The organism is Achromobacter sp. 413638, from assembly GCF_043119405.1.
Classification (GTDB): domain Bacteria; phylum Pseudomonadota; class Gammaproteobacteria; order Burkholderiales; family Burkholderiaceae_B; genus Achromobacter.
Window position 1 is genome coordinate 1 of sequence record NZ_JBICCO010000065.1, and the last position, 21,819, is coordinate 21,819.

Annotated in this window: 30 protein-coding genes; 1 reads left to right on the forward strand and 29 read right to left on the reverse strand. The window is 62.8% G+C overall.

What is annotated here, in order from left to right:
- The 6 genes from ACEU5R_RS22485 to ACEU5R_RS22510 all read right to left on the reverse strand — a co-directional run.
- A partial coding sequence (locus ACEU5R_RS22485; protein ID WP_392411744.1) for a pyocin knob domain-containing protein occupies positions 1-505 on the reverse strand: 505 nt, incomplete at its 3' end.
- Between the two features lie 12 nt (positions 506-517).
- Positions 518-1,180 carry a DUF2612 domain-containing protein gene (locus ACEU5R_RS22490; protein ID WP_392411747.1) on the reverse strand — a complete coding sequence of 221 codons (663 nt, stop codon included), beginning with the start codon at positions 1,178-1,180 and terminating at the stop codon, positions 518-520.
- The gene (locus ACEU5R_RS22495; protein ID WP_392411749.1) at positions 1,181-2,362 is read right to left on the reverse strand and encodes a baseplate J/gp47 family protein; all 1,182 of its coding nucleotides are present in this window, start codon (positions 2,360-2,362) and stop codon (positions 1,181-1,183) included.
- Positions 2,362-2,715, reverse strand: coding sequence for a hypothetical protein (locus ACEU5R_RS22500; RefSeq protein ID WP_392411751.1), 354 nt, complete (start codon positions 2,713-2,715; stop codon positions 2,362-2,364). Before ACEU5R_RS22500 ends, ACEU5R_RS22495 begins: the two co-directional genes overlap by 1 nt.
- A gap of 2 nt (positions 2,716-2,717) precedes the next feature.
- A complete protein-coding gene (locus ACEU5R_RS22505) occupies positions 2,718-2,846 on the reverse strand; it encodes a hypothetical protein (RefSeq protein ID WP_392411753.1) in 129 nt (42 codons plus the stop codon).
- Positions 2,847-2,981: 135 nt separating this feature from the next.
- The gene (locus tag ACEU5R_RS22510; RefSeq protein WP_392411755.1) at positions 2,982-3,728 is read right to left on the reverse strand and encodes a Gp138 family membrane-puncturing spike protein; all 747 of its coding nucleotides are present in this window, start codon (positions 3,726-3,728) and stop codon (positions 2,982-2,984) included.
- A gap of 75 nt (positions 3,729-3,803) precedes the next feature.
- Here ACEU5R_RS22510 and ACEU5R_RS22515 point away from each other — a divergent pair, with 75 nt between their 5' ends.
- On the forward strand, positions 3,804-4,103 hold the full coding sequence (locus tag ACEU5R_RS22515) for a hypothetical protein (protein WP_392411758.1): 300 nt from the start codon (positions 3,804-3,806) through the stop codon (positions 4,101-4,103).
- Here ACEU5R_RS22515 and ACEU5R_RS22520 read toward each other — a convergent pair.
- From ACEU5R_RS22520 to ACEU5R_RS22630, 23 genes are all read right to left on the reverse strand, one after another.
- Positions 4,100-5,122, reverse strand: coding sequence for a phage protein (locus ACEU5R_RS22520; protein WP_392411761.1), 1,023 nt, complete (start codon positions 5,120-5,122; stop codon positions 4,100-4,102). The genes ACEU5R_RS22515 and ACEU5R_RS22520 overlap by 4 nt on opposite strands.
- A 57-nt stretch (positions 5,123-5,179) precedes the next feature.
- Positions 5,180-5,596, reverse strand: a complete 417-nt coding sequence (locus ACEU5R_RS22525; RefSeq protein WP_392411763.1) for a hypothetical protein — start codon at positions 5,594-5,596, stop codon at positions 5,180-5,182.
- The gene (locus tag ACEU5R_RS22530; protein ID WP_392411764.1) at positions 5,583-6,362 is read right to left on the reverse strand and encodes a hypothetical protein; all 780 of its coding nucleotides are present in this window, start codon (positions 6,360-6,362) and stop codon (positions 5,583-5,585) included. Before ACEU5R_RS22530 ends, ACEU5R_RS22525 begins: the two co-directional genes overlap by 14 nt.
- A gap of 56 nt (positions 6,363-6,418) precedes the next feature.
- Positions 6,419-6,721 (reverse strand): phage baseplate plug protein, encoded by a 303-nt coding sequence (locus ACEU5R_RS22535; RefSeq protein ID WP_392411766.1) that lies wholly within the window; start codon positions 6,719-6,721, stop codon positions 6,419-6,421.
- On the reverse strand, positions 6,708-7,331 hold the full coding sequence (locus tag ACEU5R_RS22540) for a phage baseplate protein (protein WP_392411767.1): 624 nt from the start codon (positions 7,329-7,331) through the stop codon (positions 6,708-6,710). The genes ACEU5R_RS22535 and ACEU5R_RS22540 overlap by 14 nt, the downstream gene beginning before the upstream one ends.
- Positions 7,328-9,226 carry a transglycosylase SLT domain-containing protein gene (locus ACEU5R_RS22545; RefSeq protein WP_392411769.1) on the reverse strand — a complete coding sequence of 633 codons (1,899 nt, stop codon included), beginning with the start codon at positions 9,224-9,226 and terminating at the stop codon, positions 7,328-7,330. The genes ACEU5R_RS22540 and ACEU5R_RS22545 overlap by 4 nt, the downstream gene beginning before the upstream one ends.
- Complete coding sequence (locus ACEU5R_RS22550) at positions 9,210-9,410, reverse strand: DUF6889 family protein (protein ID WP_392411851.1); 201 nt, start codon at positions 9,408-9,410, stop codon at positions 9,210-9,212. The genes ACEU5R_RS22545 and ACEU5R_RS22550 overlap by 17 nt, the downstream gene beginning before the upstream one ends.
- Complete coding sequence (locus ACEU5R_RS22555) at positions 9,407-9,847, reverse strand: phage tail assembly chaperone (RefSeq protein ID WP_392411771.1); 441 nt, start codon at positions 9,845-9,847, stop codon at positions 9,407-9,409. The genes ACEU5R_RS22550 and ACEU5R_RS22555 overlap by 4 nt, the downstream gene beginning before the upstream one ends.
- A complete protein-coding gene (locus ACEU5R_RS22560) occupies positions 9,847-10,290 on the reverse strand; it encodes a phage structural protein (RefSeq protein ID WP_392411773.1) in 444 nt (147 codons plus the stop codon). The genes ACEU5R_RS22555 and ACEU5R_RS22560 overlap by 1 nt, the downstream gene beginning before the upstream one ends.
- Positions 10,291-10,298: 8 nt before the next feature.
- Entirely contained in the window at positions 10,299-10,832 is a 534-nt protein-coding gene (locus ACEU5R_RS22565) for an HNH endonuclease (protein ID WP_392411775.1), read from the reverse strand.
- A 5-nt stretch (positions 10,833-10,837) separates the two neighbouring features.
- The gene (locus ACEU5R_RS22570; protein ID WP_392411777.1) at positions 10,838-12,310 is read right to left on the reverse strand and encodes a DUF3383 domain-containing protein; all 1,473 of its coding nucleotides are present in this window, start codon (positions 12,308-12,310) and stop codon (positions 10,838-10,840) included.
- Between the two features lie 66 nt (positions 12,311-12,376).
- Positions 12,377-12,961, reverse strand: coding sequence for an LIC_12616 family protein (locus ACEU5R_RS22575; RefSeq protein WP_392411779.1), 585 nt, complete (start codon positions 12,959-12,961; stop codon positions 12,377-12,379).
- Between the two features lie 3 nt (positions 12,962-12,964).
- Positions 12,965-13,339 (reverse strand): hypothetical protein, encoded by a 375-nt coding sequence (locus ACEU5R_RS22580; protein ID WP_392411780.1) that lies wholly within the window; start codon positions 13,337-13,339, stop codon positions 12,965-12,967.
- A 2-nt stretch (positions 13,340-13,341) separates the two neighbouring features.
- Positions 13,342-13,821, reverse strand: a complete 480-nt coding sequence (locus tag ACEU5R_RS22585; RefSeq protein ID WP_392411782.1) for a hypothetical protein — start codon at positions 13,819-13,821, stop codon at positions 13,342-13,344.
- The gene (locus ACEU5R_RS22590; RefSeq protein WP_392411784.1) at positions 13,818-14,201 is read right to left on the reverse strand and encodes a DUF4054 domain-containing protein; all 384 of its coding nucleotides are present in this window, start codon (positions 14,199-14,201) and stop codon (positions 13,818-13,820) included. Before ACEU5R_RS22590 ends, ACEU5R_RS22585 begins: the two co-directional genes overlap by 4 nt.
- A gap of 9 nt (positions 14,202-14,210) precedes the next feature.
- Positions 14,211-14,573 (reverse strand): hypothetical protein, encoded by a 363-nt coding sequence (locus tag ACEU5R_RS22595; RefSeq protein WP_392411786.1) that lies wholly within the window; start codon positions 14,571-14,573, stop codon positions 14,211-14,213.
- Positions 14,574-14,583: 10 nt separating this feature from the next.
- Complete coding sequence (locus ACEU5R_RS22600; RefSeq protein ID WP_392411788.1) at positions 14,584-15,606, reverse strand: DUF2184 domain-containing protein; 1,023 nt, start codon at positions 15,604-15,606, stop codon at positions 14,584-14,586.
- A gap of 66 nt (positions 15,607-15,672) precedes the next feature.
- On the reverse strand, positions 15,673-16,158 hold the full coding sequence (locus ACEU5R_RS22605) for a hypothetical protein (protein ID WP_392411790.1): 486 nt from the start codon (positions 16,156-16,158) through the stop codon (positions 15,673-15,675).
- Between the two features lie 18 nt (positions 16,159-16,176).
- On the reverse strand, positions 16,177-17,454 hold the full coding sequence (locus tag ACEU5R_RS22610) for a DUF2213 domain-containing protein (RefSeq protein ID WP_392411792.1): 1,278 nt from the start codon (positions 17,452-17,454) through the stop codon (positions 16,177-16,179).
- A 2-nt stretch (positions 17,455-17,456) separates the two neighbouring features.
- Entirely contained in the window at positions 17,457-18,134 is a 678-nt protein-coding gene (locus tag ACEU5R_RS22615; protein ID WP_392411794.1) for a phage minor head protein, read from the reverse strand.
- Between the two features lie 52 nt (positions 18,135-18,186).
- Positions 18,187-19,635, reverse strand: coding sequence for a DUF1073 domain-containing protein (locus ACEU5R_RS22620; RefSeq protein ID WP_392411796.1), 1,449 nt, complete (start codon positions 19,633-19,635; stop codon positions 18,187-18,189).
- Positions 19,636-19,641: 6 nt separating this feature from the next.
- Entirely contained in the window at positions 19,642-21,051 is a 1,410-nt protein-coding gene (locus ACEU5R_RS22625) for a PBSX family phage terminase large subunit (RefSeq protein ID WP_392411798.1), read from the reverse strand.
- Positions 21,020-21,571, reverse strand: coding sequence for a helix-turn-helix domain-containing protein (locus ACEU5R_RS22630; RefSeq protein ID WP_392411800.1), 552 nt, complete (start codon positions 21,569-21,571; stop codon positions 21,020-21,022). Before ACEU5R_RS22630 ends, ACEU5R_RS22625 begins: the two co-directional genes overlap by 32 nt.
- Positions 21,572-21,819 lie beyond the last annotated feature (248 nt).

Consider the following 21,819-nt stretch of genomic DNA (forward strand, 5'->3'; position numbering starts at 1 on the left):
TGATGCCGCCATTACCCGAGCTCACAACGACAAGACTCCCAGTGCCGTTGATTCCGGCAACCGGGTAGTGGCTGGCGATCGTCGCCCAAGAGCTGTTCCACTGGCTGTAGAGCCCCGAAGTTCGAACTGTGTCGAGATCGACCTGGTTGAGATGGTTTACCGCTCCGATACCGAAGGCGTTCCCGACAGTGAGCGCGCGGCCGGCAGTCGCGTCGTTTGGAGACTGCTGCCGATTGACGACCGCGTTCAGTGCAGCGATAAAGCTGGCCTCCAGCGCCGCGCGATCAGCGTTGTCCAGCACGTCCTGCCCCGTATTGTCCGCGATGAATTGCCCGATCATGGAGGCCACAAATGCGGCCTGCCGTATGGGCGTATTGACCTCCCGCGACTTTGCCACGCCAGACTGAAATCCTGATGTACGCGCGGGGAGCGCCGAGTACTCGGCAGCTGTCATCACGTTGGCACCAGCGCCCGCGCCGAATGGGAGAAATTGATTCGTTGCCACTTTCTGAACTCCTCAAGAAATCAGAGTGCCCCAGATACCACTGTCGTATCCGGAGATGTATTCGTTGGTCACGTCGAACCCAAATAGCGGGCCGTCCTGGTCGGGAACCACGTAGTACTTGATGCGCACGCCTTCGGGCTTGATCGGGATGTAGCCCCCGGTCAAGAGCGCGAGAAAAATTTCCGAAGGCCGTTCACCCGAGACGCCAATGTCGATCGACATGTCGCCGTTGTCCTGAATAAATACGTGCGTCAGATCTCCGAAGATCAACTTCAGGATTGCTGCCGACGCCTCCAACGTTCCGTCCCAGTGATTGGCCGCGATCTTGGCGCGGATCAGCAACCTATACGTGTCATCGTCTAACGTCGTGACGCCAGAACCTGGATCGAAGGGGCCTTGCCAAACGCCTTCGTCCAAACCGAGGCCGGCCACGTCGAACGAAAAATAAACACCCACAAGCGGCGTCCGGACGTGGCGAGATATCCCCACCCACAGCCCGACAGCGTCGAGTTGGACGCCGATTGCAAGGTCCAGGTCGAAGGCCGCAACCAAGCCGGCGAATGCCTTCTGCGCATCAACAAAGCAGTGCGCTACGCCGCCCAACATGCCGTTGAACTTAGGCTTGTCGCGATGGAATGCCGTCACGAGCCCTAGGTACTTCTCCAGGTCAGCCATCTAGATCACCGTCAGCACTATGGCCGCCGGCGTCATCGCCGCCGCGGCGTTGAATGCCAGAGGCACGTCCGGCGTACCTGCGCCGCTGGGGCCCGACAGCGTCAGCGACACCAGCTTGTACACGGTGCCTCCGCCCACAGAGTTTGCGGCCGTGATTGCGTCGCCCCACTCAACGGATCCGCTCAGTCCCCCCCCGATCGCCACTGCATTCACGTAGGCAACCACCGCGTCCTTGATCTGACCTCCCACCGCCGTCGTGTAGCCGGTCAGTGCCTTGATCGTCAGTGCGGCGGTGATCGGCGCCGTCGTGGGCCGGAAGAAGCGGATCGGATGCGCAATGCCGTAGATGTCCGTGACGATCTCCGTGGTTGTCCCGTAGGTTCCCGTCCCCGGCGTCTTCTTCGCAGCGATCGCGCTGGCAATCGCCATCGCATCGCCGCCGTCCACCACCAGGCTGATACTGTGCGACGGGATGCCATTGCCGTCGGTGGCGCTCGTGTCGTTCTCGTAGGCTCGATAGCGCGCGACGCCGGCAATCGACGCCACCGCCCCAACGGTGCCTTCCAGCACGGTGCGCGACGGCAGCGCCACCGACACGGCTTGCCGAACCCGCAGTGCCGCGTCGCTTTCGACGGGCGCGCCGGGCGTGGCGGCGGCCGGGTTGGTCACCGACTGCCAACCCAGCGTCGGCGTGCCGATCTGCGTGATCGTGCCGGCCGCCGCCGAAACGGCGCCCTGCTGCGTGCTCGATGCAGTAACGGTGACTTCTCCGGCCGGCGGAACAACCACCGTCGCGGGAAGCGCCCATTGCTGCTGATTCGCGTCCTTCGCAATGCCATTCACGATCGTGGTTCCCGCTTGGCCCACGATCCGCAGATCCACGGTCGACGCGCTGGCCTTAGCCCGCTTGATGCCGTTGATCTTCACGTTGCTGGACAGCGCCTCGCCGATGCCCTTCGCCGGCGAAAACGAGTTGTAAACCTGAACCGCCACCGTGTTCGTGTCGTTGATCGCAGACGCCAGAATCGCCAGAAATTGCCCGTCCTGGCTGTCCGAGCCCAGATACACGTCGGCCCCGTAGATCGCGCGGAACTGCGTCTGCAGGTAGTTCAAGACATCTGCATAGGTCGGCGCATGGATGCCGGTCGCGTCCACCGTCGGCGCCGTAGTCGTGATGGCCATCAAATCCTCGCCTGCACTGTGGTCTGTCCGTAGACAGTGTTGATCGTCGCCGCGATGGCCACCTGCCGCGCCTCGGTATCAAGGTCGCTGCTGTAGCTCACCAGCTCAGTTACCCCCGGCGTCCCGAGGATGCGCTGGCGAATCGCCGCGTCATAGGTCGCGCGCGTGTTCTTGCCCAGAACTTCCGTCATCCACGGCGTCCCGTCCGTCGTGTCCAGAAACCACTCCCCACGGAACAGCATCAACCGCGTCTGTACCGCCTGGGCCACCGCCAACGGCGTGTCCCGGTAATAGTCGGCCTGCTGCCCGCCGAACGAGTAGTCCCCGTTTTCGTCGAGCTTTCGATATCTCATGGCTACCACCAACGAATAGCGGTTATGACAAGCCACGCCGACAGCGCCACGGCGAGAATGCGAACTGCAAAGGCCAGCGCCTTGCTGAAGTCAGCGTTCAGCGGTGCATCCAGTTCAAGCCCATTTTTCATAGACAGCCTCAGAAGAAATCGCCTAACATTCATCCAGTACTTCCTTCTGCTGAACTCAGAGGGTTGAATACAAGAAGGCCCCGAACCGCTTGCCACGGTCGGGGCCTTCGCCTTTCTTGATGTCTCGGATTCGATCTACGTCACAGGTCCGCTCGTCCCACTGCCCGGCTGCACGCCGCTGTGCTGATGCGTGTCGTCGATCAGCTTGCCGTTCGACGTCAGCGTCCCGATGAAGTTGATGGCGCCCGTGATCTTCGCCGCGGCGCCGGCGACCGCACTGCCGACCAGACCGCCCAGGAAAGTGAAAAGACCCGTCACAGTCACCCTCTCGCTGAACGTGGCATGCGGCGTCACCACCTCCAGGCCGCCCGGCGCCACGATGCGCAGCTTGTGGCTGCTCGGATCCAACTCGAAGAACGCCGCCCCGTCGTCGCTGCGCAACTGCGTCACGCTCGTGCTGATGCCCGGAATGGTGCGCGGCTGCGAGCGCACCCCCACGAAGACGAAGCCATCAGACAAGTCGTGCATGCGCCGTTCGGCCTGTTCCTGCACGCCGCCGGACTGCCACCAGCTATCGATGCACCGCGAGGCGAACACCACCAAGCACTCGTCGCCGGCCTTGACAGGGAATGTCAGCGTACAATTCCCACCTGAGGGGAAGTGGACCGGGCAGTCCGTCAGCAGCGGCAGCGCCGTGGCGACGAACTTCTCATCCTCGCCGCGGATCGGCATCATGATCGTCGGCTGCACCACGCAGGTCTGCGCGGCCGCGTCGAACGATTGCACGATGCCGGGCAGCGCCGTCCAGATTTCCGCCTGCGATCCGCGAAAAGACTGCCGAAAGGCAAGCTCAGGGTCGTTGGTTCTTTCTTGTCTGATCATGGTGGTGATATGAGAAAGGTTGTTTTGACCGTACTGGCCTTGACGTGCATGTCCGCAAACGCGGAAGAGGTCTACATGCCGCGCAACTACCAGCTCAAGGTCGGCCAGGTGTTTGAAGACAAATTCCCGACGATCTACTACATCAAGCAACCTTGCGGCTTGCCCCTGGTGAACAAGGAACACATGCGCAAGTACACCTCGTTCCGAGGGGTTTGGGACGTCGGTTGCTGGGGCGAAACTATCGATGGGGATGTGTTCACCGTCGTTCCCAAGATGGCGTCCTCAACAATGCCCAAGAAGCTCTTGATGCGCGTCGATACGGTAGGAGATGGGAAGTTCAAAGTGCTTGACCTTCCCAAGATTCAAGTTCCCTAGAGATTGGTCTTTACGATAGCCAGCGCTGGATCCACAACTTGGCCCTGCCGCACGAAGCTTCTAAAAGCCGTCACATCGGCGGCCAGGCACACTACTTCCGTGTACCAATCATTGCCCCGTGAATCGCCCCAGTGCTCGGCTAGCATCACGTAGTACAGGCCATCGTCATTCAGGGCGCTCTGCATTTCGATGTTGCCGTTCTCACTCTGCTGCTTGATGTCTGGGCTATACCCGTATAGTTGGATCGCCTCATTCTTCAGCCAAATCAGCGTGCCAATTTTCACGCTGGGATTCAGCAACATTCGAGCGGTGATGCCGTTCGACGTTTGCTCGGGCTGGCCCACCAGACCTGTTTGAGGACTTATCACCGGTATGTCACCAGGGTTGTAGGATGTTTCGGGCCAAAGGACCGCCTTTCCGTCCTGGATGCTCCACACCGATTGTGTAGTCCGGGCCACCCCTTCCATGAATTTCCGCGCCAGGCCAAACATCACTTTCCCGCGAGCTAGCCGCTGTTCCGTGAGGAAAGCCATGTACCCGCGCGTGACGCCTTTTTTTTCCATAGCTTTCATAGACGCATCGACCACGTCCCGCATCGTCGCACCGGCGGCCAGCGTCTGGTTGACGAAGCCGAAGTTGTACGCGCTGTCGCCATCGGCGACCGTGATGTCGACATAGGTGTCTGTCTGGCTCTCACGACCGAGGCGGATCTGGATGATGGTCCCATCGAAGACAATGCCGTAGTTGCCCTCGTAGCCCGCTTGCAGCACTACGCGGGTGAACTCCTTCATGGTGCGCAGCGCAGTCTGCTCCGCGACGTTGTAGACACGCACATGCAGCGTGTTGGGGGTCTGGGTATCGCCGCGCTTGATCCGGAAGATGAAGCGCAGATCCGACAGGTCCAGCGCGTCCTCAGTGCCGACGATCAGCGAAGTCTTGCGGATCCACTGCTCGGTGTCTTCGGCGGCGGTCACGGGATCGCCGTAGGTGGTGATGGTGGGGAGTTCTTGGGTGGTCATCTGATTCCTTTGGGCATAAAAAAACCCCGCCGGAGCGGGGCATTTCTTCTTTGGTCCTTAGATGGCTGTGTTGGCCACCTGGCCATCGCGCTTTGATCGCGCAGCCTCCACCAGGCGAAAGACTTCTTCGGCGACGCGAACCCATTTTTCCGCGTCTATGTCCCACTTCTGTCTGATGCGATAGTCAGCCACCACGCGCCATCTTTTCAGCTGGGCGATTTTCTTGGCCGCCATCTGCGCATCTGTACGCCCAGCCCCGAGACTTCTGCCCCATCGCTCCATGGCACCAATGATGGCATTGTGGCTTCCATCCGAATGCATCTCGGCCTGACTTGGCGCGAATTCGGCGGGGACAAGCACATTACAGGCGTGTAGGGCACCATAATACGCGCGCGACACCGCACTTCGATAGGCCCCTTCGCTGCCTGTTGCAACCAGTTGACGAGCAGTACTCAAGAACTCAGTGGGTTCCATGAACAGCCTCTTCCGACTTAATCGCCAACCCAAAAAAGTTCAATTGCATGTCCTGCACGCCATCAAACAGCAAGGGAGTCAGTCGGTCATCCAGGCTCTCCGCCACATCTGCAGTCGCATGCACAACAATGTCGAAGTAGATTGCTCCGTCCTCGACGATATCGTCCATCGAATCCGAGACTCCGACGATGCGAACTCGCTCCGCTGCCAACAAATCCAGGGCAATTCCGACGCAGTCTCCGACCGTACTATGACGCAATCCTAGTCTTCGGCCAAACTCTATGGTCTTGCGCGCTCGGACCATGTCAGCGTCCAGATCTTGAGTCCGCAATGCGAGTACATCAAGCAGCACGACCGCACGCTCCCAGTCGCCGACAATGAGCCGATTCGCAATAGCCTGCTTGAGATACGCCAGCTGCTCCGGCACGCCCATTGCGGCCATCTCGATTTCCGCTGCCGCCTCGCCAATCCGATTGACGTCATAGAGCGCACGCGCGAAATTGGCTTGAGCAATATAGCCGCCGCCCTTTTCCATCGCCTGAGAGAAATGCACACGAACGCCTTCAACATCCCATCGGCACGCGGCCACTGCCCCAAGCACTTGGTGCGAGCCCACGGGATCGACGTCCATGCTTTCAATGGCAGCTCGTTCAAGTCTGGCGCAAGTGAATTCATCAATTCCACCCACGCCGTCTCCCGTCTGCCGGCGCTTTATCAGCTCACGAAACGCGTCTGCTGCTTTGGAAACAGGAACAGGATTTGCCATGTCGACTCTTTGATTGTGGTCCATGTGCCGAGGCACAGATCTTAGCATTTGACGCCTTACACCCTCGTCACCCAATACAACTTCGACCCGAAGCCCAGGTCGGTGAACGTGGGCAGCTCGTCCGGGCTTGCCGCGCCCTGCACGAATAGGCCACCCTGGAATCCCAGGTGGCGGAACTGCTCCAGCAGGTCGGCGCCCGTCACCAGCGGGACGCCGCCTACCAACGGCCGGCCGCCGCCGTCGGCGATATCGACGGTCCAGCCGCCGCGATAGAGCAGCGTGAGGCGGTAGTCGACGCCACCCAGCGTGATGCCGAAGGTCTGCGGCGCCGGGCTCAGGGGAATTTCATAGACTGCCACTTGTCACCCCGTCGGTCATGGAAATCGGGATCGGTTGTGCACCGCCTGGCGCTGGCGTGGCCGGCGCTGGTGCTTTGGTGCCCTTGTTCTCCGTCTCGGCGGTCTCGGCCGGGTTCTCCTGCGCATCCCGCGGCGGCAGCGTCGTCGCCCTCGTCTTGACGATGATGACCTCGCGCAGCGTCGCCGTAACCATAAGCGCGCCCGACGATTTGTCGTCGTTGATGACCATCAGGCTCTGGATGAGCATGTTCGAGTACTTGCGGCGGCAGGTCACCAGGTCGAACGGCTTGCGGGACTCCTGCAGCGCCAGCAACTGCGAATAGACCGCATCGACGTATGTCGAAGTGGCCGGCATTCCGTTGTTCACCTTGGCCGGCTCCCCCCCCAACAGTGCCGTGTAGTCGGAATTGCTCCAGCCGCACTTGATGATGACCTCGTTGGCCCGCTTGAAGGCGTGGTCGTTGATGTTGGCCCCGTTCTCGACGGGATGCTCCGTGATGGTCAGCTCGTCGTGATAGACCTCTTCCAACGTGGCCGATATCGTGATGTCGCCGATCTTCTTCGACGACAGCAGGATCATGTCCAGGCCCAGCGAATCAATAATGCTCATCCTTGCGCCCCACTCATGGTGCGCGCGGCAGCAGCATTGACGCGCGTCTGTTCATTCGCCACCGCATCCCCAACTGCCTTCGGATCGCGGGCGCCGCTGACATAGATCGTGGTGTTGCTATTCATAGAGACTGATTTCGAGTCGCCGGCCCCAGGTCTCCTGCCGTAGTAGGCACCCGCATAGTAGTTCTGCCATGGCTGCCAATCGATACGTCCAAGCACATCGCGGTAGTACTTCTGTGACTCCGCTGGCATCCCGTCCAGCCCCAATCTGCCAAGGTTCCCGATTCCGCCGTTGTAGGCAGCCAAGGCTTTCTTCAAGTCGCCGCCAGCCTGAGCCAGTAGCCACTGCAGGTACCTTGCTGCGGCATTGGCCGACTGCCCCAAGTCATTCGGGTCGTTGAGCCCCCATTCCTTGGCAGTTGCCGGCATGAACATGAAATGCCCCTGCGCCCCGGCTGGTGACAACATGTTCTTGCCGCGACCCGACTCCTGCAACCAAACGCTATCCAGAAGACCCTGGGGCAATCCGTACTGCTTCTCCAGATTGTCGAACAGCGCGCCGGCCATGGCGTTGGCCGGCGCGCTGGATTGCGACGCCACGCCAGCCTTCAGCTGCTCCAGCTTCTTCTGGTATTCGGCGATGTCCTTTTCCAGCGGGACCTTCTCGGCCTGGTACTTCGCGGCATTGCGGGGATCCAGCTCAATCAGCTGGTCCTTCTCCTTCAGACGCGCCTGGCGGTCGGCGATGCGCTGCTTGATGCCCTCTTCGGTGCCCGTCATCTGGTGCTGCAGGTAGGCTCCCCCGATTGCGATCGGCGCGCCGACCACGGCCGCCGCCAACGCGGTCGTGCCGATCGTCGCACCTAACGCCGCGCCACCGCCGGCGGCCGCAGCGCCGCCCACCGCCGCGCCGGCCTGCGCAGCTGCAGCGGCCGCGCCAACACCTCGAAGCGCTCCGGAGAGCTTGGCCAGACCGCTCAGAATCTGGAAGCCGCCGAGCACTTTCAGCGCGGCCACGGTCAGCAGGATGTTGGTGGTCCACCCATTCGTGGCCTTATCCCACTCGATGAACTTCTCGATCGCCGTGCCCAGCACAGGCATGATCGTCTCAGCCATCCTGAGCACGACCTGCGCCACGTCCGAGATGCGCTTGGCGATCTCCGGCGAGTTCTCCTTGAACCACGCCCCGAAGCGCTTCAGCTCCGGGCCCACCTTCTGCTGCAGGTCGGCCTGAATCATCGTGAACATGTTGTCAGCCGTCCGGCCCAGATCGCGCAGCGAGTTCATCAACTCGTGCGCGTCCTTGGCGGCCCGCGACATGCCATTGTTCTCGGACTCCTTTCGGATCTGGCGCAGGCGCTCAACGAATGCCGGATCCCGCATAGCGAGCAGCAGGTTTTCGTCGATGCCCAGCACGCTGCCGTATTGGCTGGCCAGCCAGGTCGGCTTGCTGGCCATCACCTTGCCGATGTCGGCCACCAGATCGACCGTGTCGCGCAGATTCCCATTGGCGTCGCGCGTCTGGACGCCCAAGCTAGCGATATACGACTCGCCGGCCGGGTTGTTGCGCATGAACTTGGCGATGGACTCCACGCTGCCAAGCGCGGCATCGGCTGAGACGCCGAAATCGCGCGCAGCGCCACTCAGCGCGCGCAAGCTGTTCTCGGTGGCCCCCACATGGCGGCCGACGAAGTACAGATGCTCGATCTTCGACGCGAAACCGGCGACGCTCGCGCTGATCGCCAGGGCGGCACCCTGGACGGTCGACACCAAGCGCACAACGCCCTTTGTCGCGTCCTCGACCCCGTCCTTGAAGGTCTTGAGCCCCTTCTGGTCGACCTTGAAGCCCAAGGCTACAAGAAACTCGCGGATGACTTCAGCGTTGCCGGCCATGCGTATCTTCCATCGCCCGCCGTGCGAGCATTTCGTTGTCTGCCTGGACGGCTGCCGCGTCGTTCATGAGCGCGATATCCGCAAGGTCAACAGAGCCGTCCAGCAGCCTGTCGTAGTGGATGTGGCCGCGCAGGACCGGCGCCAGCAGCCAGTCCTCGCCGTCGGGCAGACTGGCCCAGGCTATTGCGCTTCGCCCGGCCCGCTCCCTTGGCTGGTAAGCAGGCCTTGAAAAAAAGGGCCGAGGTTCTGCGTGACGACGCGCACGATCAGGGGCAGGATCACGCCCAGGTCCATGTCCTGGAACATGCACACGCCCTGGGCGGCGCTCCACACGTTCGCCCATGCCCCGCCCTGCTGGCGCTGGACGACGGCCAGGCAGACGCCCATGACATAGTCCGCGTCCTCATCCTTCATCGCCGCCAGGCCGTCCGTGAACGGCTGCAACAGTTCGCTCAGCGCGGCCGGATCGCCCAGCAGCGGCGCGCCACCCTGCGCCAGGCGCAGATAAACCGGGATCAGCGGCGGGATGATCGGAGCGATCCGCCGCGACAGATGGAACTGCTGCTTGGCGTTCAGCCGCCCGATCGAGTAGCGATTCCCCGAGAGTTCGATTTCAGCCATCAGTAGGTCCCCAGGATCGTGTCGATCTTCATCGCGTCGAAGACCCATTCCACGGTGTCGCCGTCCTTCGCATAACCGAGGTCGGGCTTGCGCTTGAAAGCGCAGGATCGGCAGACCGTGACGTCGCCGCTGGCGCTGTTGGTCACCGAAATCAGGTTCTTGCCCCACAGGCGGCTGTCCAGCGATTGCGCGTCGTACAGGGCCTGGAGCGTGGCATTCACCGGCGCCGTCTTCAGGTAACGCAGCGTCACCGTGCCCGACTTATCGGCGTGCAGGCTGTGCATGCCCTCCCCGTCGGCGCCGATCATCATCGTGTTCTTGTCGCCCACGGGCGCGATCGTGATGCCCTCTTCCGCATTGGCCTGGCCGTAGCCCAGGCTGAAAGCGCCGCCGGGCCCGACGAGGCTGGCGGACACGTCGATAAACGAATAAGTTCCAGACATAATTTTCTCTACCCAAGATTGACGAATTCGCCGTGCAGGATCTGCGCAGACGCCGCATAGGCCAAATGTGCTTCATCAGCACTCGCAAATAGACCAAGGTCTTTCAAGACTCCACCCTTCATGACCCTGGCCCTCCACTTGCCTGGGGCGTGCAGGTACACCCCTTTTCTGCCGCACTTGTTGTTCCGCTGTACGCCGCGATTGCACTGGTTTTCAGATTTCGTGCACGTCCTGAGATTGGACAATTTGTTGTTGGCTCGATTGCGGTCAATATGGTCCACATATCGAGGCCACGAATCAGTCGCCAAGGCAATCGCCAGTCGATGCACACCAAATAAGTTCCCGCCGGAGAAGTTCACCACCACATATCCTGTGGTGGGGCTCAACGTACCGGCCGGCTTACCCGCGAATCGGCTATTGAAACAACGCCATCCGCGATCAGTCGCGAAGTGTTGGCGCGGCCGTTCCTTCCATTGCATGAGCCCGCTATCCGGGTCGTAGGACAGTGCCTCATGCAAATACTCAATCGGCAGCGTCTTCATCGGCTTTACCGGTTGACCGTGACCAGAACGTCGACGGTGTGAATGGCGCCGGCCTCCTTGGCGGCAACCTGAAACGGAACGGCCTTGCGTGCCTCGCGGTCGGCTTTCGACTGCGTGGCAATGGCCGGTGCATAGACGTAATACCCCTTCGCCAGCGTATCGCCCTGCTTCAGCGCGCCGAAGCCCGCCGAGTTCCACACGCCCGGGGCCAGATACCCGTTGTTGACGGCGGCCGCGCACGCGCCCTCGATCACCGAGGCGATCAGCTGGTTGCCGGCGTCGGTCTGGGGAACCTTCGTCGGGCTGGTGTACAGCAGGTTGTAGACGTCCGTCTGCAGGCGGTTGCGGAACCAGATCGCGTTGTAGACCGAGTCGATGAAGATGCCGCTGGGCGTGACGCCGTACTGGATGATGGCGGTGTCGTTGTCGTAGTTGACGAAGACGTTGCACCGCTTCGCCGCCAGCGTATCGGCCTGGCTGCTGGTCAGGGTCTCGGCGACGATGCCGGGCTCCTGCTTGTACATCAGCGTGATGGTCGTGTTGTTGGCGTTGAAGTTCACCGTCAGCATGCGCCCCAGCAGCGAGGCCACCGCATAGGGGCTGGCGCTGGAGAACTGCACGATCGAGTACTTGTACTTCAGCGCCTTCAGGCGGCTGGCGATGTCGTCGGCGTTGGTCGGATCCAGCACTTGCGGCGCCTGGGTCGACACGCCATACAGGTGGCGCTGGTCGGCCTCGATCAGCTCGGCCACGGCCAGGTGCTGGGCGTCGGTCAGGCTGTCGGCGAAGGTCAGGCCCAGGAACTTGTTGGCGAAACGATCCAGGAACAGCGAGACGGCCGCCGCGGGCGTTTCGGCAACGATGCCGGCCACGGGCGCGGACGCCTTGGCGGCGCTCAGGCCCAGCATGTCCGACACGTCGGTGCCGGTGGCGGGCGCCGAGGCGTAGCCCAGCGTCGAGCTGGCGCCGGACGTGTTGGACGTGACGACGAACTGCGAGCCGTTCCATTGCACCGTGGTGCCGGCCAGCGCGGCGCCGATGATGGAGGCGACGCCGTTCAGGTTGGTCGCCGTGGAGAAGTCCAGGCCCGTGGCCGTCTTCTCGACGCCGTCGACGCTCAGCTTGAAGCCGCCGGCCTTGACGGCGGTCCAGACCGACATCTGCTTCTCGGCGGCCGACAGCACGGCGCCGCGCAGGGTGGCCGAGGTCGAGGTCTTGGCCCAGCGGCCGATGTAGAGCTGCGACGGTTGCGGCGTCTGTTGGAAGTACAGCAGCGCGGCGCGGTATTCCGGCGCCGTGGTGCCGAAGTCTGCGGCGACAGCGTCGATGCCGCCGTAGGAGCGCATGCGCTCGCCCGTGTCGATGACGGCGGACGAGCCCAGCAGCAGCGCGGTGTTGAGATTGGCGCCCTGAGCTGCGAGCGGCGACATGTTGATCGTGACGTTGATCAGACGAGAAACAGGCAGTCCATTGGCCATGGGATCCTCTACCATCAGAAATGAAAAGGGCCACCCGGAGGTGGCCCACTGCGGCGCGCGCGGCTGCTACGGGGAAATGCCCGTCGTAACGCTGCCGGCGGCGGTGTGTGTCGTGACGCCTGCGTTGAGCAGATTGAGCACGGAATAGCTGCGGCTGATCTTGCGCCGCAGGAACACGGTCATGTCATAGCGGCGGACCCATACGTTGTTGACCAGGTCGGGGACTGCGCGAATATCGCCTGTGCCCACCACGGCCATTTCATGCCGGCCCAACTCCTCCCGATTTTGCGGGATGGCCAGGCCGTCCGCTAGCGCCTGCGCTCGCATCTTCGCCTCCGATCCGTAGAACGTGCAAAGCAGCTCGATCCCCTGGTGGCGCCAATACACATCCCGTCCATCACCGGCCGGATCATGCTGGATCGCCGGCGACGCATCGGGCGACTGGACCGTGATGCCGATTGCGCACCAGTTCTCCGCCGGGTCGGCAGGCTGCTTGGGCGTCGTCGGCTGCCACCGCGCCCGGACCTTGTCCTTCGGCAGCCCTGAAATCCCGCGCACCATCTGGACCAGCAGCCGGTCCAGCTCCAAGTCCTCTTTCGGCGGCGTCGCGGCCGCGGGAGTCAGGTACCCGCCTGTCGAGCTGTCGTTCATACATCACCCCGTAAGCGGCGTTTTCAGATCGCAGGTCGCGCACACAAAACCACGCCCGAAGTGCGAATAATCGTTGACGTTGACGACCGTGTAGGTACGCCCCTGCCATACGACCTCGTCTGCGTCCTGGCCAGCACTGCCATCCGACAGGCGGAAGATCGTGTGGATCGTGATCGACCCGACGATCCGCGATCCGTCGGCATTGCGATGCAGGACGTCGCCCTTGTCGCTAGTCACGACCGCGGAAAACGGATGCGCGGTCGCCGCGTTCGTGGCGAACCCATCGTCGTCGATGGTCTGCGCCATGCGGTTACAGATGAGGCCCGTGTCCATGAAATCCGGATCGAGCAGCACATCAGAGACATCGAGAAGCGACATGACTATCCCTTCTTGCGGACCACGTAGGTGATCGAGTTTCGATACTGGCCGGTGTCCACCAGCGTATTCTCGCGCGTGACGCCGCGCCTGCGCCGATCTTCGAGCGTCCGCTCGGCAAGCGCCGGCTGGATGTTGCTGTTGATCTTGGCTTTGACCGCGCTGGCCGCCACGAGGCCGGCCCGATTCAGGCGCTGATCCACCTGCTCGACGTCACCGTCCAGCGCCGCATCGCAACCGGCCTTCAGCTCGGGTTCGACCTTCGGCCGGGCATCTTGCACACCCGGCAGCAGATGCGGGCGCGGGGGCAGGTTGTTCGCTGGCGAGCCGTGCTCCAGGATGTAGCCGATCTGGGCGTTGGAAAGCGGGCCAGCCTCACGGTCTGGCGCACTATCCGGCACGCCCACCAGCACCTGCTTCTTGACCAGCTCGTTGATCGACGCCAGCACGCTGTCCAGCCGATCCACCCGGAACTTGCTGCTCATAGCTGTATGCCTCCGGCGCCAAACAAGCGCGCCAGCTGTAGGAACCGAATGCCGTAGGTCGTCAGGTTCCAGAATCCGCCATCCTCCAACGCCACCGCGCCCGCGTCATATGCGACGCTGACCTTGTCGACAGCCTTGGACGTGGCTGGCCCCTTCACTGCCCCCGGCGCGGCGCCTACAGCGGCCGTCTGCTCGTTCTGGCGGCCTATCGCCAGATGGTGGGCGACAAACAGCTCAATGGCGTAGGGCAGCATCTCGCCCCACCGGTTCACAGGGAGCAGCTTTTCCGCCACCCGCAAGTAAAAACCCACCTGCGAGCCCGGATAGATGGTTTCGCTGGCGAACTCGGGAAAGTCCTGGCGGAAAGTGGCTGCATCCATCGTGCGTACCTATTTCGTGGGGTTGGCCTTGCCGGCGGCGGCCTGGTCGGCATTGTCCGCCGCCTTCTCGCGCTCGGCAACGGCGTCTTCCCGCTGCGCGAGTTCGGTCTCCCGCGCTGCCGCCGCCTTCTCGCGCTCGGCGACCTGGTCTTCGGCCTTCTGCAGCTTCTGCGCTCTGGCATCCAGCTCGGCCAGCAGCGCGTCAGCTGCTGCGCCTGCGTCGGCATCCAGGACCGGCTCGTCGCCGATATGCGCCTTGGTGTACCAGTGGCTCGCCACCTCGGCCGAGACCGTGTGGGCACCAACCTCGAAGCTCTCCACGCCGCCACTGTGGTGCAGCGTGAAGGGCCGTTCAACGTAGATCTTCGGCATACGTCGCTCCTTAGATGCCGTCGCGGTAAGCGACCGTTTCCGGGTACACGAACTCGACAGCGCCGAGGCGGCCGAAATACGTGGTCAGCTGATAGATCGATCGGAACTCCAGCGGCGTGCGTTGCAGCGGAACCAGCGGGAAGCGCACGCGCTGCTGGTCCTGCGTATACGCGACCATGCGGTCCTTGTTCGCCGCGCCGCGGCCCGGCAGCCACTTCAGCGGCTGGATGTCCAGCGGCCGACCATTCAGCGAGTTTGCGATGCTGTTGGCCTTCAGGAACTCCAGCAGCGAGATGTTGCCGGAGTCCGAGACAACAGTCCGAACCAGCTTGGAGTACTTCTTGGGCGGCAGCAGCAGCTTGCTCGGGCAGATGGCATAGCCGCTGGCCTCCCAGGAACTGGTCAGGATCTCGTCAACGTCGTCCAGGACCTGCTGGCGCGTCGCCGTGTCCCAATTGCCCGTCACCGCGTTGCTGGTGTTGCTGATGCGGGAGCTGTTCACCAGCCCTTGCAGACCCAGGGTTTCATCGCCGATGTAAACCTGCTCGTCGATGTCCATGTTCCACTTGAGCTGCATGCCCGTGTACTTCTGGGTGTCGACCGGGCGGCCGACCTTCTGCGCCGATTCCAGCTCGGGGATCGTCCAGCCCAGTTCCATGCCCCACAGGCTCAGCGGCGAGGCGGTCTTGCCGATGTCCAGAGCCAGGCTCTGAATCGCGTTTGCCGTCTTGCCGATCCAGGACTTGCCCGTCGCCGACGGGCCACCGGCGGCGGCGAAGCTAGAATTGGTGAAGCTCGACGTCTCATCAGCGATCGAGACGTCCTCGCGCAGATCGATGTCGCGCGACCACGTCACAGATGCGAGCGGGCCATGGAGCGTCTGGTCCAGGCGTTCCAGTTCCCCGACCAGGAAGGCGCCAGCCGAGTCGATCGTCTGACTGTCGAAGGTGATCATGCCGTCGCGCGTCTGGGCGCGCACCAGGCGAGCCGTTGCGCCCATCACGGCCGCCATTTCGGTCTTGCTGAGTTTCATGTGTTGCTCCGGATTTGAGCGAAAAAAAAGCCACCCGAAGGCGGCCGGTCATCGCGTGATGGTTGTTCAGTTGCGGAAGGAGATTTCCACGTTGCCGTTCGCATCGGCGGCAGACATGAAGATCGCATTGACGGCGATCGTGTTGGTGCCGTCCGCCGCCCCTTCCCAGCCGCCCACGGGCTTGCCAGCCGCCGGCGCGGCGACGCGGATGAATGCCTGGCTGCCGTCAGCAACCGCGGCGCCTCCATTGAGCTTGACCGTGATGTAGCCGCGTCGCAGGGTATCGCCGGGTCCCTTCGTGGGCGGCGTAGCGACACCCAGGCCTTCCTGGCCGGCGTTGGTCGGGAACGGCCGAACCAGGACGCCGTACACGACGTCGGCGGTGTCGCCGGCGGCGATGGGCACGAATTTCCCACCAGCCATCTTCCCGGCCACACCGTAGCCCGGAAAGGGCTTCGTGGAGTCCAGAATTTTGGTCTCGACGACCGAGTTTTCCTTGCGGCTGACATCGCCCGGGATACCGGACGGCATGCGATAGACGAAAGCGACCATGATGTGTTGATCCTTGTGTTATTGGCCCGAGCGGCCGGCCCAGAACTGGCGATTGCGCTGGTTCACGTCCGCCACAGTGGTCTGCCGGCCGAAATCGCGCGTGTTGATCCCGCTGCGCATGCCGCGGGCGTTGTTCGTGTGGCGCATCAGTTCTGCCGCGCCGGTGAAGATGGTGTTGACCGTGCCGGAGTCCATCGTTTCGAACTCCGGAGCGCGTCCGGCCAGGAACGGCGTGATCGCCGCCCGCCCGCCGTCGGTGGCATAGGCAGCATCGAGGGCGCGCCGCTGGCACGAGCAGATGGCGTCCGCGGCCTTGGCCTTGGAGTCGAAGGTCGGCAGCTTGAATCCCGGCGCCAGGATCTCGGCGCGCTGGCGCACGCTGGCCATGTCGCCGGTGTAGGTTTCGCCCTTGGCTTCGGTGTTGCGCTCGGCTTCTTCCGCTTCCAGGACCGTGTCGCCGGTCTTGCCGTCGTCGTCCTTCTTTTCCTTGATTTCCTTCAGCTCGGATTCCATGTCCGTGAACCGCTTGTTCATGGAATCCAAGGTCTTCTGGATCGCGGCGAGGGTGGCGCTGTCGCTGGTCTTGGTCGACTTGTCGCCGTCCTTGTCCTTCTCGTCATCATCGTCGCCGTCCGAGTCCGCCGTTTCAGCGTCTTCCAACGCCTCTTCCAGCGCGGCTTCGTCCTTGGACTTGAAGGCCGCGCGGATGCGGTCCCAGGTACTCTTTTTCTTGCTCATATCGCTTTCCTTATCTCCGATTGCGCAACGCGGGCCGCAGCGGCCACGCTCTACCAGCGCCGTGTGGTTGCCGATGATGTTGCGCTGTACCCCGCGCCCGGGTTCAATCTGCTCGTAGTCCGCGTCATATCCGCAGGAAACCTCCCGCAGGCCGGCGCGTACCGCATCAATGGCCGCCCGATCCGTGATCAGCATGTCGGCCAGGATGTAATCAGCATCCAAGCCTTCGCCGCGGCGCACGTTCTGGGTGAACCCGACGGCCAACTGGCGCCACGTGTCCGGCGTTACAAACTCAGCAGGGTGATCCATCGTGACCGGCTTGCCTTCGAAGCTGGCCAGGGTCTCGGGTCGGAACACCTCTTCAGGGGTGCGCTCGATGCGGATGATCCCGTCACGCCCAGGCTCGACCGGCACTTCCCCGGCGGCGTACAGCAGCTGGCCGATGCGTGCGATCGGTACGCCCTCGCACAGCAGGAATCCGTCATTGGTAACGGACTGCCGCGCGCCCAGGCGTTCGACCGTGTAGAAGCCGCTGGCCATTCGGTCAGTGGTGTGCATGTTCATTCCTTTGCCAGGATCGGCTCTGCATAGCATCGGCAATTCCAGATCTCGCCAGGGTGGTGCCGGATCCAGTTGGGGCGCTTCGCGTCGCCCTCGTTGACCATCGGCGGATCGGCCCAAGCGAACACTTTGCCGTTCATGTGCCTATGGCCGGCGCGCACATCCGAATCGCCCGAGGTGCGCCAGATGTAATGCGTGCTGCCCACGGCCTGGGCGCGTGCCTCTGTGAGCTTGGCGGCGGTTCTGGCCACTTCCGTGCGAGCGATCAGCAGCGCCCGGCTTTCAGCCACCTCACCCGATCGCATGATTTCCTTCGCAATCTCCGCGGCGCGCGTACTGTCCAGCAACGCCTCGGACGTCAGGACATGAACTCGCTTGGCGGCTTCCAGCGGGATGCTCTTGATGAGATCCACCTGTTCGGCCAGCAGTTGCTGCATGACGCGGCCGGTGTCGGCGTTGCGCAGCTCTTGCTGAAGCGCCGCCGACATGTCACGAGCACGCTTGAAGAATGCGTCGCGGTCGCGCCGGTTGACATCCGTGACCATTTGCAGCGCGGCGGCATGGGCCCATTCCGTCAGCGTCTCGGCGTATGCGTGCAAGACCGCCGTCATGGGCGGCACAGCGTTGGGCTCGTCGGGCGGAAATGCGTTGATGATCCGCCCGACGTTCTGCGCCACCCGCTTCAGCTGGCGCCCGTATGGCCCATCTGCCCTGCGGGCATCGACTGGGTCACGCCGGCGCGGCGACTGGCGCCTCTGCCGTTCGTCCGCCGTCCGGCCGGTCTTCCGGGTCGGGGATGTCGAACTCGCCGACAGGCGGGGGCTCGTTGTCGGCGTCATCGATATCCTCGTCGGTGATGGTCGAGAAAAGGCCAGTCACTCGGCTGACCTTGCGAAATTCGCTCAGCGCGGTCTTGCGGAAAATGACGCCCTTATCGAACGCGTCGTTGACTGCTGCGGTGGTCTTGCTGGCCACATCTGCTTTCTCTACGTCGCTCAGCTGCCACAGCGGTCGGAACTCGTATGCGAAGTTCTCGTCCGGCGGCCGCCCATGCACCGACCTGTGAAGCACGTCCAGCAGCTTGGTCAGGCCGGCGCGCAGCTTGCGATCTTGCTGCTGCGCAACCTTGTCGTAGTACGTGCGCAGGTCGGAGTCACCCGTCGCGTTCAGACCGGCCGGCGACTGCCCGAACAGGCGAACCAGCGGGATCTGGAGTGCGCCTGAAATCTGCTGACCGAACTGCAGCAGGACGCTGTCCAGGCCGCTGAAGGTGTATACGTGCGCTTCGAACTCGTCCTTGGCATCCATGAGGGTCAAGCCCTCATTGCTCTGGAAACGACGGACCATGTCCATCTGCTTTACCAGTGCCTCCATGGCGGGGCCCGCCTGCGCGATGACCTCGCGCAGCTTGTCGACCTTATACGTGCGCAAGTGAGCCTTGTAGACCAACTGCGCCGCGCCCTGCGTCGTGCTATCGAACGCCAGTACACGGTCCCAGAGCCTTTCCAGGACGGATTGGCCCCACAAGTTCTCGGCGATACGCTGCCAGTACGGCAATTCCACGCCGTCGATGCGGATCACCCGGCTGTAGTGGATGGTCTGGCTTACCAGCACCATGCTGTCGGCGGTGACCTGGTAGTACATCGGCTTGCCCATGTCCGGACCGTAGTCGCGCACCAAATGGGTCAGCGTCGGCGTGACTTGCCAGCGGTCGAGCACCATCAGGCCACGGAACTGCCCCTTGCTGATCGAATCCAGATTGAGCGGCGTGCTCACGTCTTGACCGTCGATCAACAGCACCGCCAGCGCGCCGCCGTAGAGGCGTGCCCACTTGATGGTGTCGCAGAGCGCATCCCACACCTGCAGCTGCTCGACCTCGGCCAGCAAGCGGTCGGCGTCGTCGGGGGCAATGTCGCTTGACAGCTCGATGCCAGCCCGCGTCATGTCCTCGGCCACGGCATCGACGGCCATGCCGCAGATCCACGACGACCGATATGCGGCCTCCAGCTGGATGCGATTACGGGAGATGAAGTCGAACGAGTAGCGGCCTTGGGCTGCCTGGTTTCCCGTGCCGAGCCCGACACGGGCCTCGAAATTGGCGAAGGAATCGCGGGCCGGCGCGTTGACTGCGGCCGGCGCCGACACCGGCGCGACCTTTCCGAATGAGCGACGGCCCATGTTTTCTCATCCTGCCAGTTGTGCCCAGATTTCCAGGCTGCGATCACGGGGCGCGAAGCACATGATGAATGCGTCCGCTATGTTGGGAGACTTGACCGGGCCGCCTTCTCGGGTCGGTTTGGCCAGATCCTTCTTGCTTTCCACCTTGACGCGACCGTTGGCGTCGTAGTCGCGCTTGGGGGTACAAAGCTCATCGATCATCTTTTCCAGATGGGGGCAATCACTCGATATGCTGATCATCTGATCAACGTCGAACTGTTCGCCGTTACGCACCGCGTTGTACGTGTTGCGGAAGCGGTCAGCCACCTGCCACCAGCCCTGAGCCTTGATGTTCGAAAACATGTCCTTGTTTGTCGTGCCGGGCATGTATTCCTCGTCCGGCTCGAACACCGCGCCGCCCGCGTTGAACTTCTCGTACATGACCGGTTGGTTGTCGCTCTCCTGCCGCCTGGACTCGTTGATCTCGCCAAACTTGGCGCCGCAGCCCGCGCCGACACCGATAGAGTCGTAGGTGATGCCGGCGCCGCGCTCGCGGGCAGCTGCATAGGTCCGGGTGCAGCTCTTGAGCAGCTCGTCCTCCGCTGCCTTCCATTCGTCCGCCCAGAACACCACGGAGCCATGCGCGTAGACGTTGGCGCACTTGTCGTCACCACTGTCTGCCACGTCAAAGCCGATTCGCTTGTTCCCCGCCGCCTCGAATCCAAGTTTCAGATGCGCGTCGATCGCGGCCATGATCCAGGCTCTGCGGATGATCACGCCGTCATCGCTGTCGCGCGGCACTCCCAGGTAAATGTGGGCGTATTCGTCGTAATCCTCGGCCTTCGCCGCCTCGATGATGTCGCGCATCGTCTGCGACAGAAACGGGTTCTCATCGTGGTTGATCAGGCGAACCACGGTGTTCGGCGGCGGGTTCAGCACGAAGCGCTTGTATGCGAAGTCGGTGGCCAGCTTCGGGTTGAACACGATCCAAATCTGCGAGCCCGCCTTGCGGATCGTCGGCTCCAGGATCTCCCACTGCTCGGCCGTGAGGTTATGCGCCTCTTCGATCCAGAGGACGTCCACGCCCTCCAGCGACTTGATTTCATCGATGGACCGCCACAGGCCGTAGAACAGGAACTCGCTCTTGGTCTTGCGGCTGATGATCTTGTTGTCCAGCACGCGGAACTGCGGCTTCAGGCCGAATCGCTCAATCTGCGTCTTCAGCAACGTGTAGACCGACTCTTCGATCTTGTTCTGAAACTGGCGCACACAGAGGAAACGCAGGCGGTAGCTGTTGGCCAGGAAAGTGGCGAACCCCGCTGCGTCCCACGACTTCGACGACGCCCGGCCGCCATACAGCACTCGGTTGCGCGCCGGCGTCAGCCAGAAATCGCGCAGGGCCGGGTTAAGCGTCGGCCGGGATGGTTGAAGCTCCATAGAAGTGGTCGAGACCCGCTGGCACGTCCTTGCCGCCCCGATTCAGGTCCTCGATGTTGTCCTTGTTGGCTCGCAGCAGGTTCACCGCGATTTCGCTTGAGTCGTTAGCCAGCTTGGTCATTGCCGCCATACCCCGCATCGCCTCGATGCTCCCGGCGTTCATCGGGTCGGCCTCGTCAATCTTTGCGGCGTTGCCATGGGCGACTGCGAGCAGGCGGTGAGCGGTGGCGCTGCCGTACCTGGCGGCGCTGGCCAGATGCTCGGAGACCGCTTTGAGGTCATCCGCAAGCGAACGAGCCGCCATCTGTTCAGAAACGTTCAGATTTGCCATTGCGCGATCAGTCGCAACCAGTTGATTCGCAACGGCTTTGATCGTCTCCGTGCGTTTTGAAAACCGGCTTGATACGGCGCCTTTGCTGACGCCGAACTCGCGCGCCAGCGCCGACGTGGATTCCCCGGCAAGCAGGCGCTTGCCAATGGCCTCCCACTGCGCGTCCGTGAGCTTTGAAGGTCTTCCCATGGTGTCCTGCCTATAGTTGCGCCCATCCGGCTACCCGCCAGAGCGAGCTGGGCGCGGCGGTTCTCGTCGTGCTGGCCGCCGGCGACGAGGCCGGGAAGAAGACCCCGCGCATTGCCCCGCGCGGGCGCCGGCCAGCTGAGCGGCTTTTGGGGTTGAGATGGGGTGTGGGGCCGCGAACGCGGCGGCGCCGGTCGGAGCCAGTGAGACGGGGTCATCCCCGCGCGCAGCGGCCGCGGCGGCGCGCTGCT

Coding starts and splice junctions, on each gene's coding strand:
- ACEU5R_RS22490 (WP_392411747.1), bottom strand. CDS start 1,180: ATGGCTGACCTGGAGAAGTACCTAGGGCTCGTGACGGCATTCCATCGC.
- ACEU5R_RS22495 (WP_392411749.1), bottom strand. CDS start 2,362: ATGGCCATCACGACTACGGCGCCGACGGTGGACGCGACCGGCATCCAT.
- ACEU5R_RS22500 (WP_392411751.1), bottom strand. CDS start 2,715: ATGAGATATCGAAAGCTCGACGAAAACGGGGACTACTCGTTCGGCGGG.
- ACEU5R_RS22505 (WP_392411753.1), bottom strand. CDS start 2,846: ATGAAAAATGGGCTTGAACTGGATGCACCGCTGAACGCTGACTTCAGC.
- ACEU5R_RS22510 (WP_392411755.1), bottom strand. CDS start 3,728: ATGATCAGACAAGAAAGAACCAACGACCCTGAGCTTGCCTTTCGGCAG.
- ACEU5R_RS22515 (WP_392411758.1), top strand. CDS start 3,804: ATGCCGCGCAACTACCAGCTCAAGGTCGGCCAGGTGTTTGAAGACAAA.
- ACEU5R_RS22520 (WP_392411761.1), bottom strand. CDS start 5,122: ATGACCACCCAAGAACTCCCCACCATCACCACCTACGGCGATCCCGTG.
- ACEU5R_RS22525 (WP_392411763.1), bottom strand. CDS start 5,596: ATGGAACCCACTGAGTTCTTGAGTACTGCTCGTCAACTGGTTGCAACA.
- ACEU5R_RS22530 (WP_392411764.1), bottom strand. CDS start 6,362: ATGGCAAATCCTGTTCCTGTTTCCAAAGCAGCAGACGCGTTTCGTGAG.
- ACEU5R_RS22540 (WP_392411767.1), bottom strand. CDS start 7,331: ATGAGCATTATTGATTCGCTGGGCCTGGACATGATCCTGCTGTCGTCG.
- ACEU5R_RS22545 (WP_392411769.1), bottom strand. CDS start 9,226: ATGGCCGGCAACGCTGAAGTCATCCGCGAGTTTCTTGTAGCCTTGGGC.
- ACEU5R_RS22555 (WP_392411771.1), bottom strand. CDS start 9,847: ATGGCTGAAATCGAACTCTCGGGGAATCGCTACTCGATCGGGCGGCTG.
- ACEU5R_RS22560 (WP_392411773.1), bottom strand. CDS start 10,290: ATGTCTGGAACTTATTCGTTTATCGACGTGTCCGCCAGCCTCGTCGGG.
- ACEU5R_RS22565 (WP_392411775.1), bottom strand. CDS start 10,832: ATGAAGACGCTGCCGATTGAGTATTTGCATGAGGCACTGTCCTACGAC.
- ACEU5R_RS22570 (WP_392411777.1), bottom strand. CDS start 12,310: ATGGCCAATGGACTGCCTGTTTCTCGTCTGATCAACGTCACGATCAAC.
- ACEU5R_RS22575 (WP_392411779.1), bottom strand. CDS start 12,961: ATGAACGACAGCTCGACAGGCGGGTACCTGACTCCCGCGGCCGCGACG.
- ACEU5R_RS22580 (WP_392411780.1), bottom strand. CDS start 13,339: ATGTCGCTTCTCGATGTCTCTGATGTGCTGCTCGATCCGGATTTCATG.
- ACEU5R_RS22585 (WP_392411782.1), bottom strand. CDS start 13,821: ATGAGCAGCAAGTTCCGGGTGGATCGGCTGGACAGCGTGCTGGCGTCG.
- ACEU5R_RS22590 (WP_392411784.1), bottom strand. CDS start 14,201: ATGGATGCAGCCACTTTCCGCCAGGACTTTCCCGAGTTCGCCAGCGAA.
- ACEU5R_RS22595 (WP_392411786.1), bottom strand. CDS start 14,573: ATGCCGAAGATCTACGTTGAACGGCCCTTCACGCTGCACCACAGTGGC.
- ACEU5R_RS22600 (WP_392411788.1), bottom strand. CDS start 15,606: ATGAAACTCAGCAAGACCGAAATGGCGGCCGTGATGGGCGCAACGGCT.
- ACEU5R_RS22605 (WP_392411790.1), bottom strand. CDS start 16,158: ATGGTCGCTTTCGTCTATCGCATGCCGTCCGGTATCCCGGGCGATGTC.
- ACEU5R_RS22610 (WP_392411792.1), bottom strand. CDS start 17,454: ATGCACACCACTGACCGAATGGCCAGCGGCTTCTACACGGTCGAACGC.
- ACEU5R_RS22620 (WP_392411796.1), bottom strand. CDS start 19,635: ATGGGCCGTCGCTCATTCGGAAAGGTCGCGCCGGTGTCGGCGCCGGCC.
- ACEU5R_RS22625 (WP_392411798.1), bottom strand. CDS start 21,051: ATGGAGCTTCAACCATCCCGGCCGACGCTTAACCCGGCCCTGCGCGAT.
- ACEU5R_RS22630 (WP_392411800.1), bottom strand. CDS start 21,571: ATGGGAAGACCTTCAAAGCTCACGGACGCGCAGTGGGAGGCCATTGGC.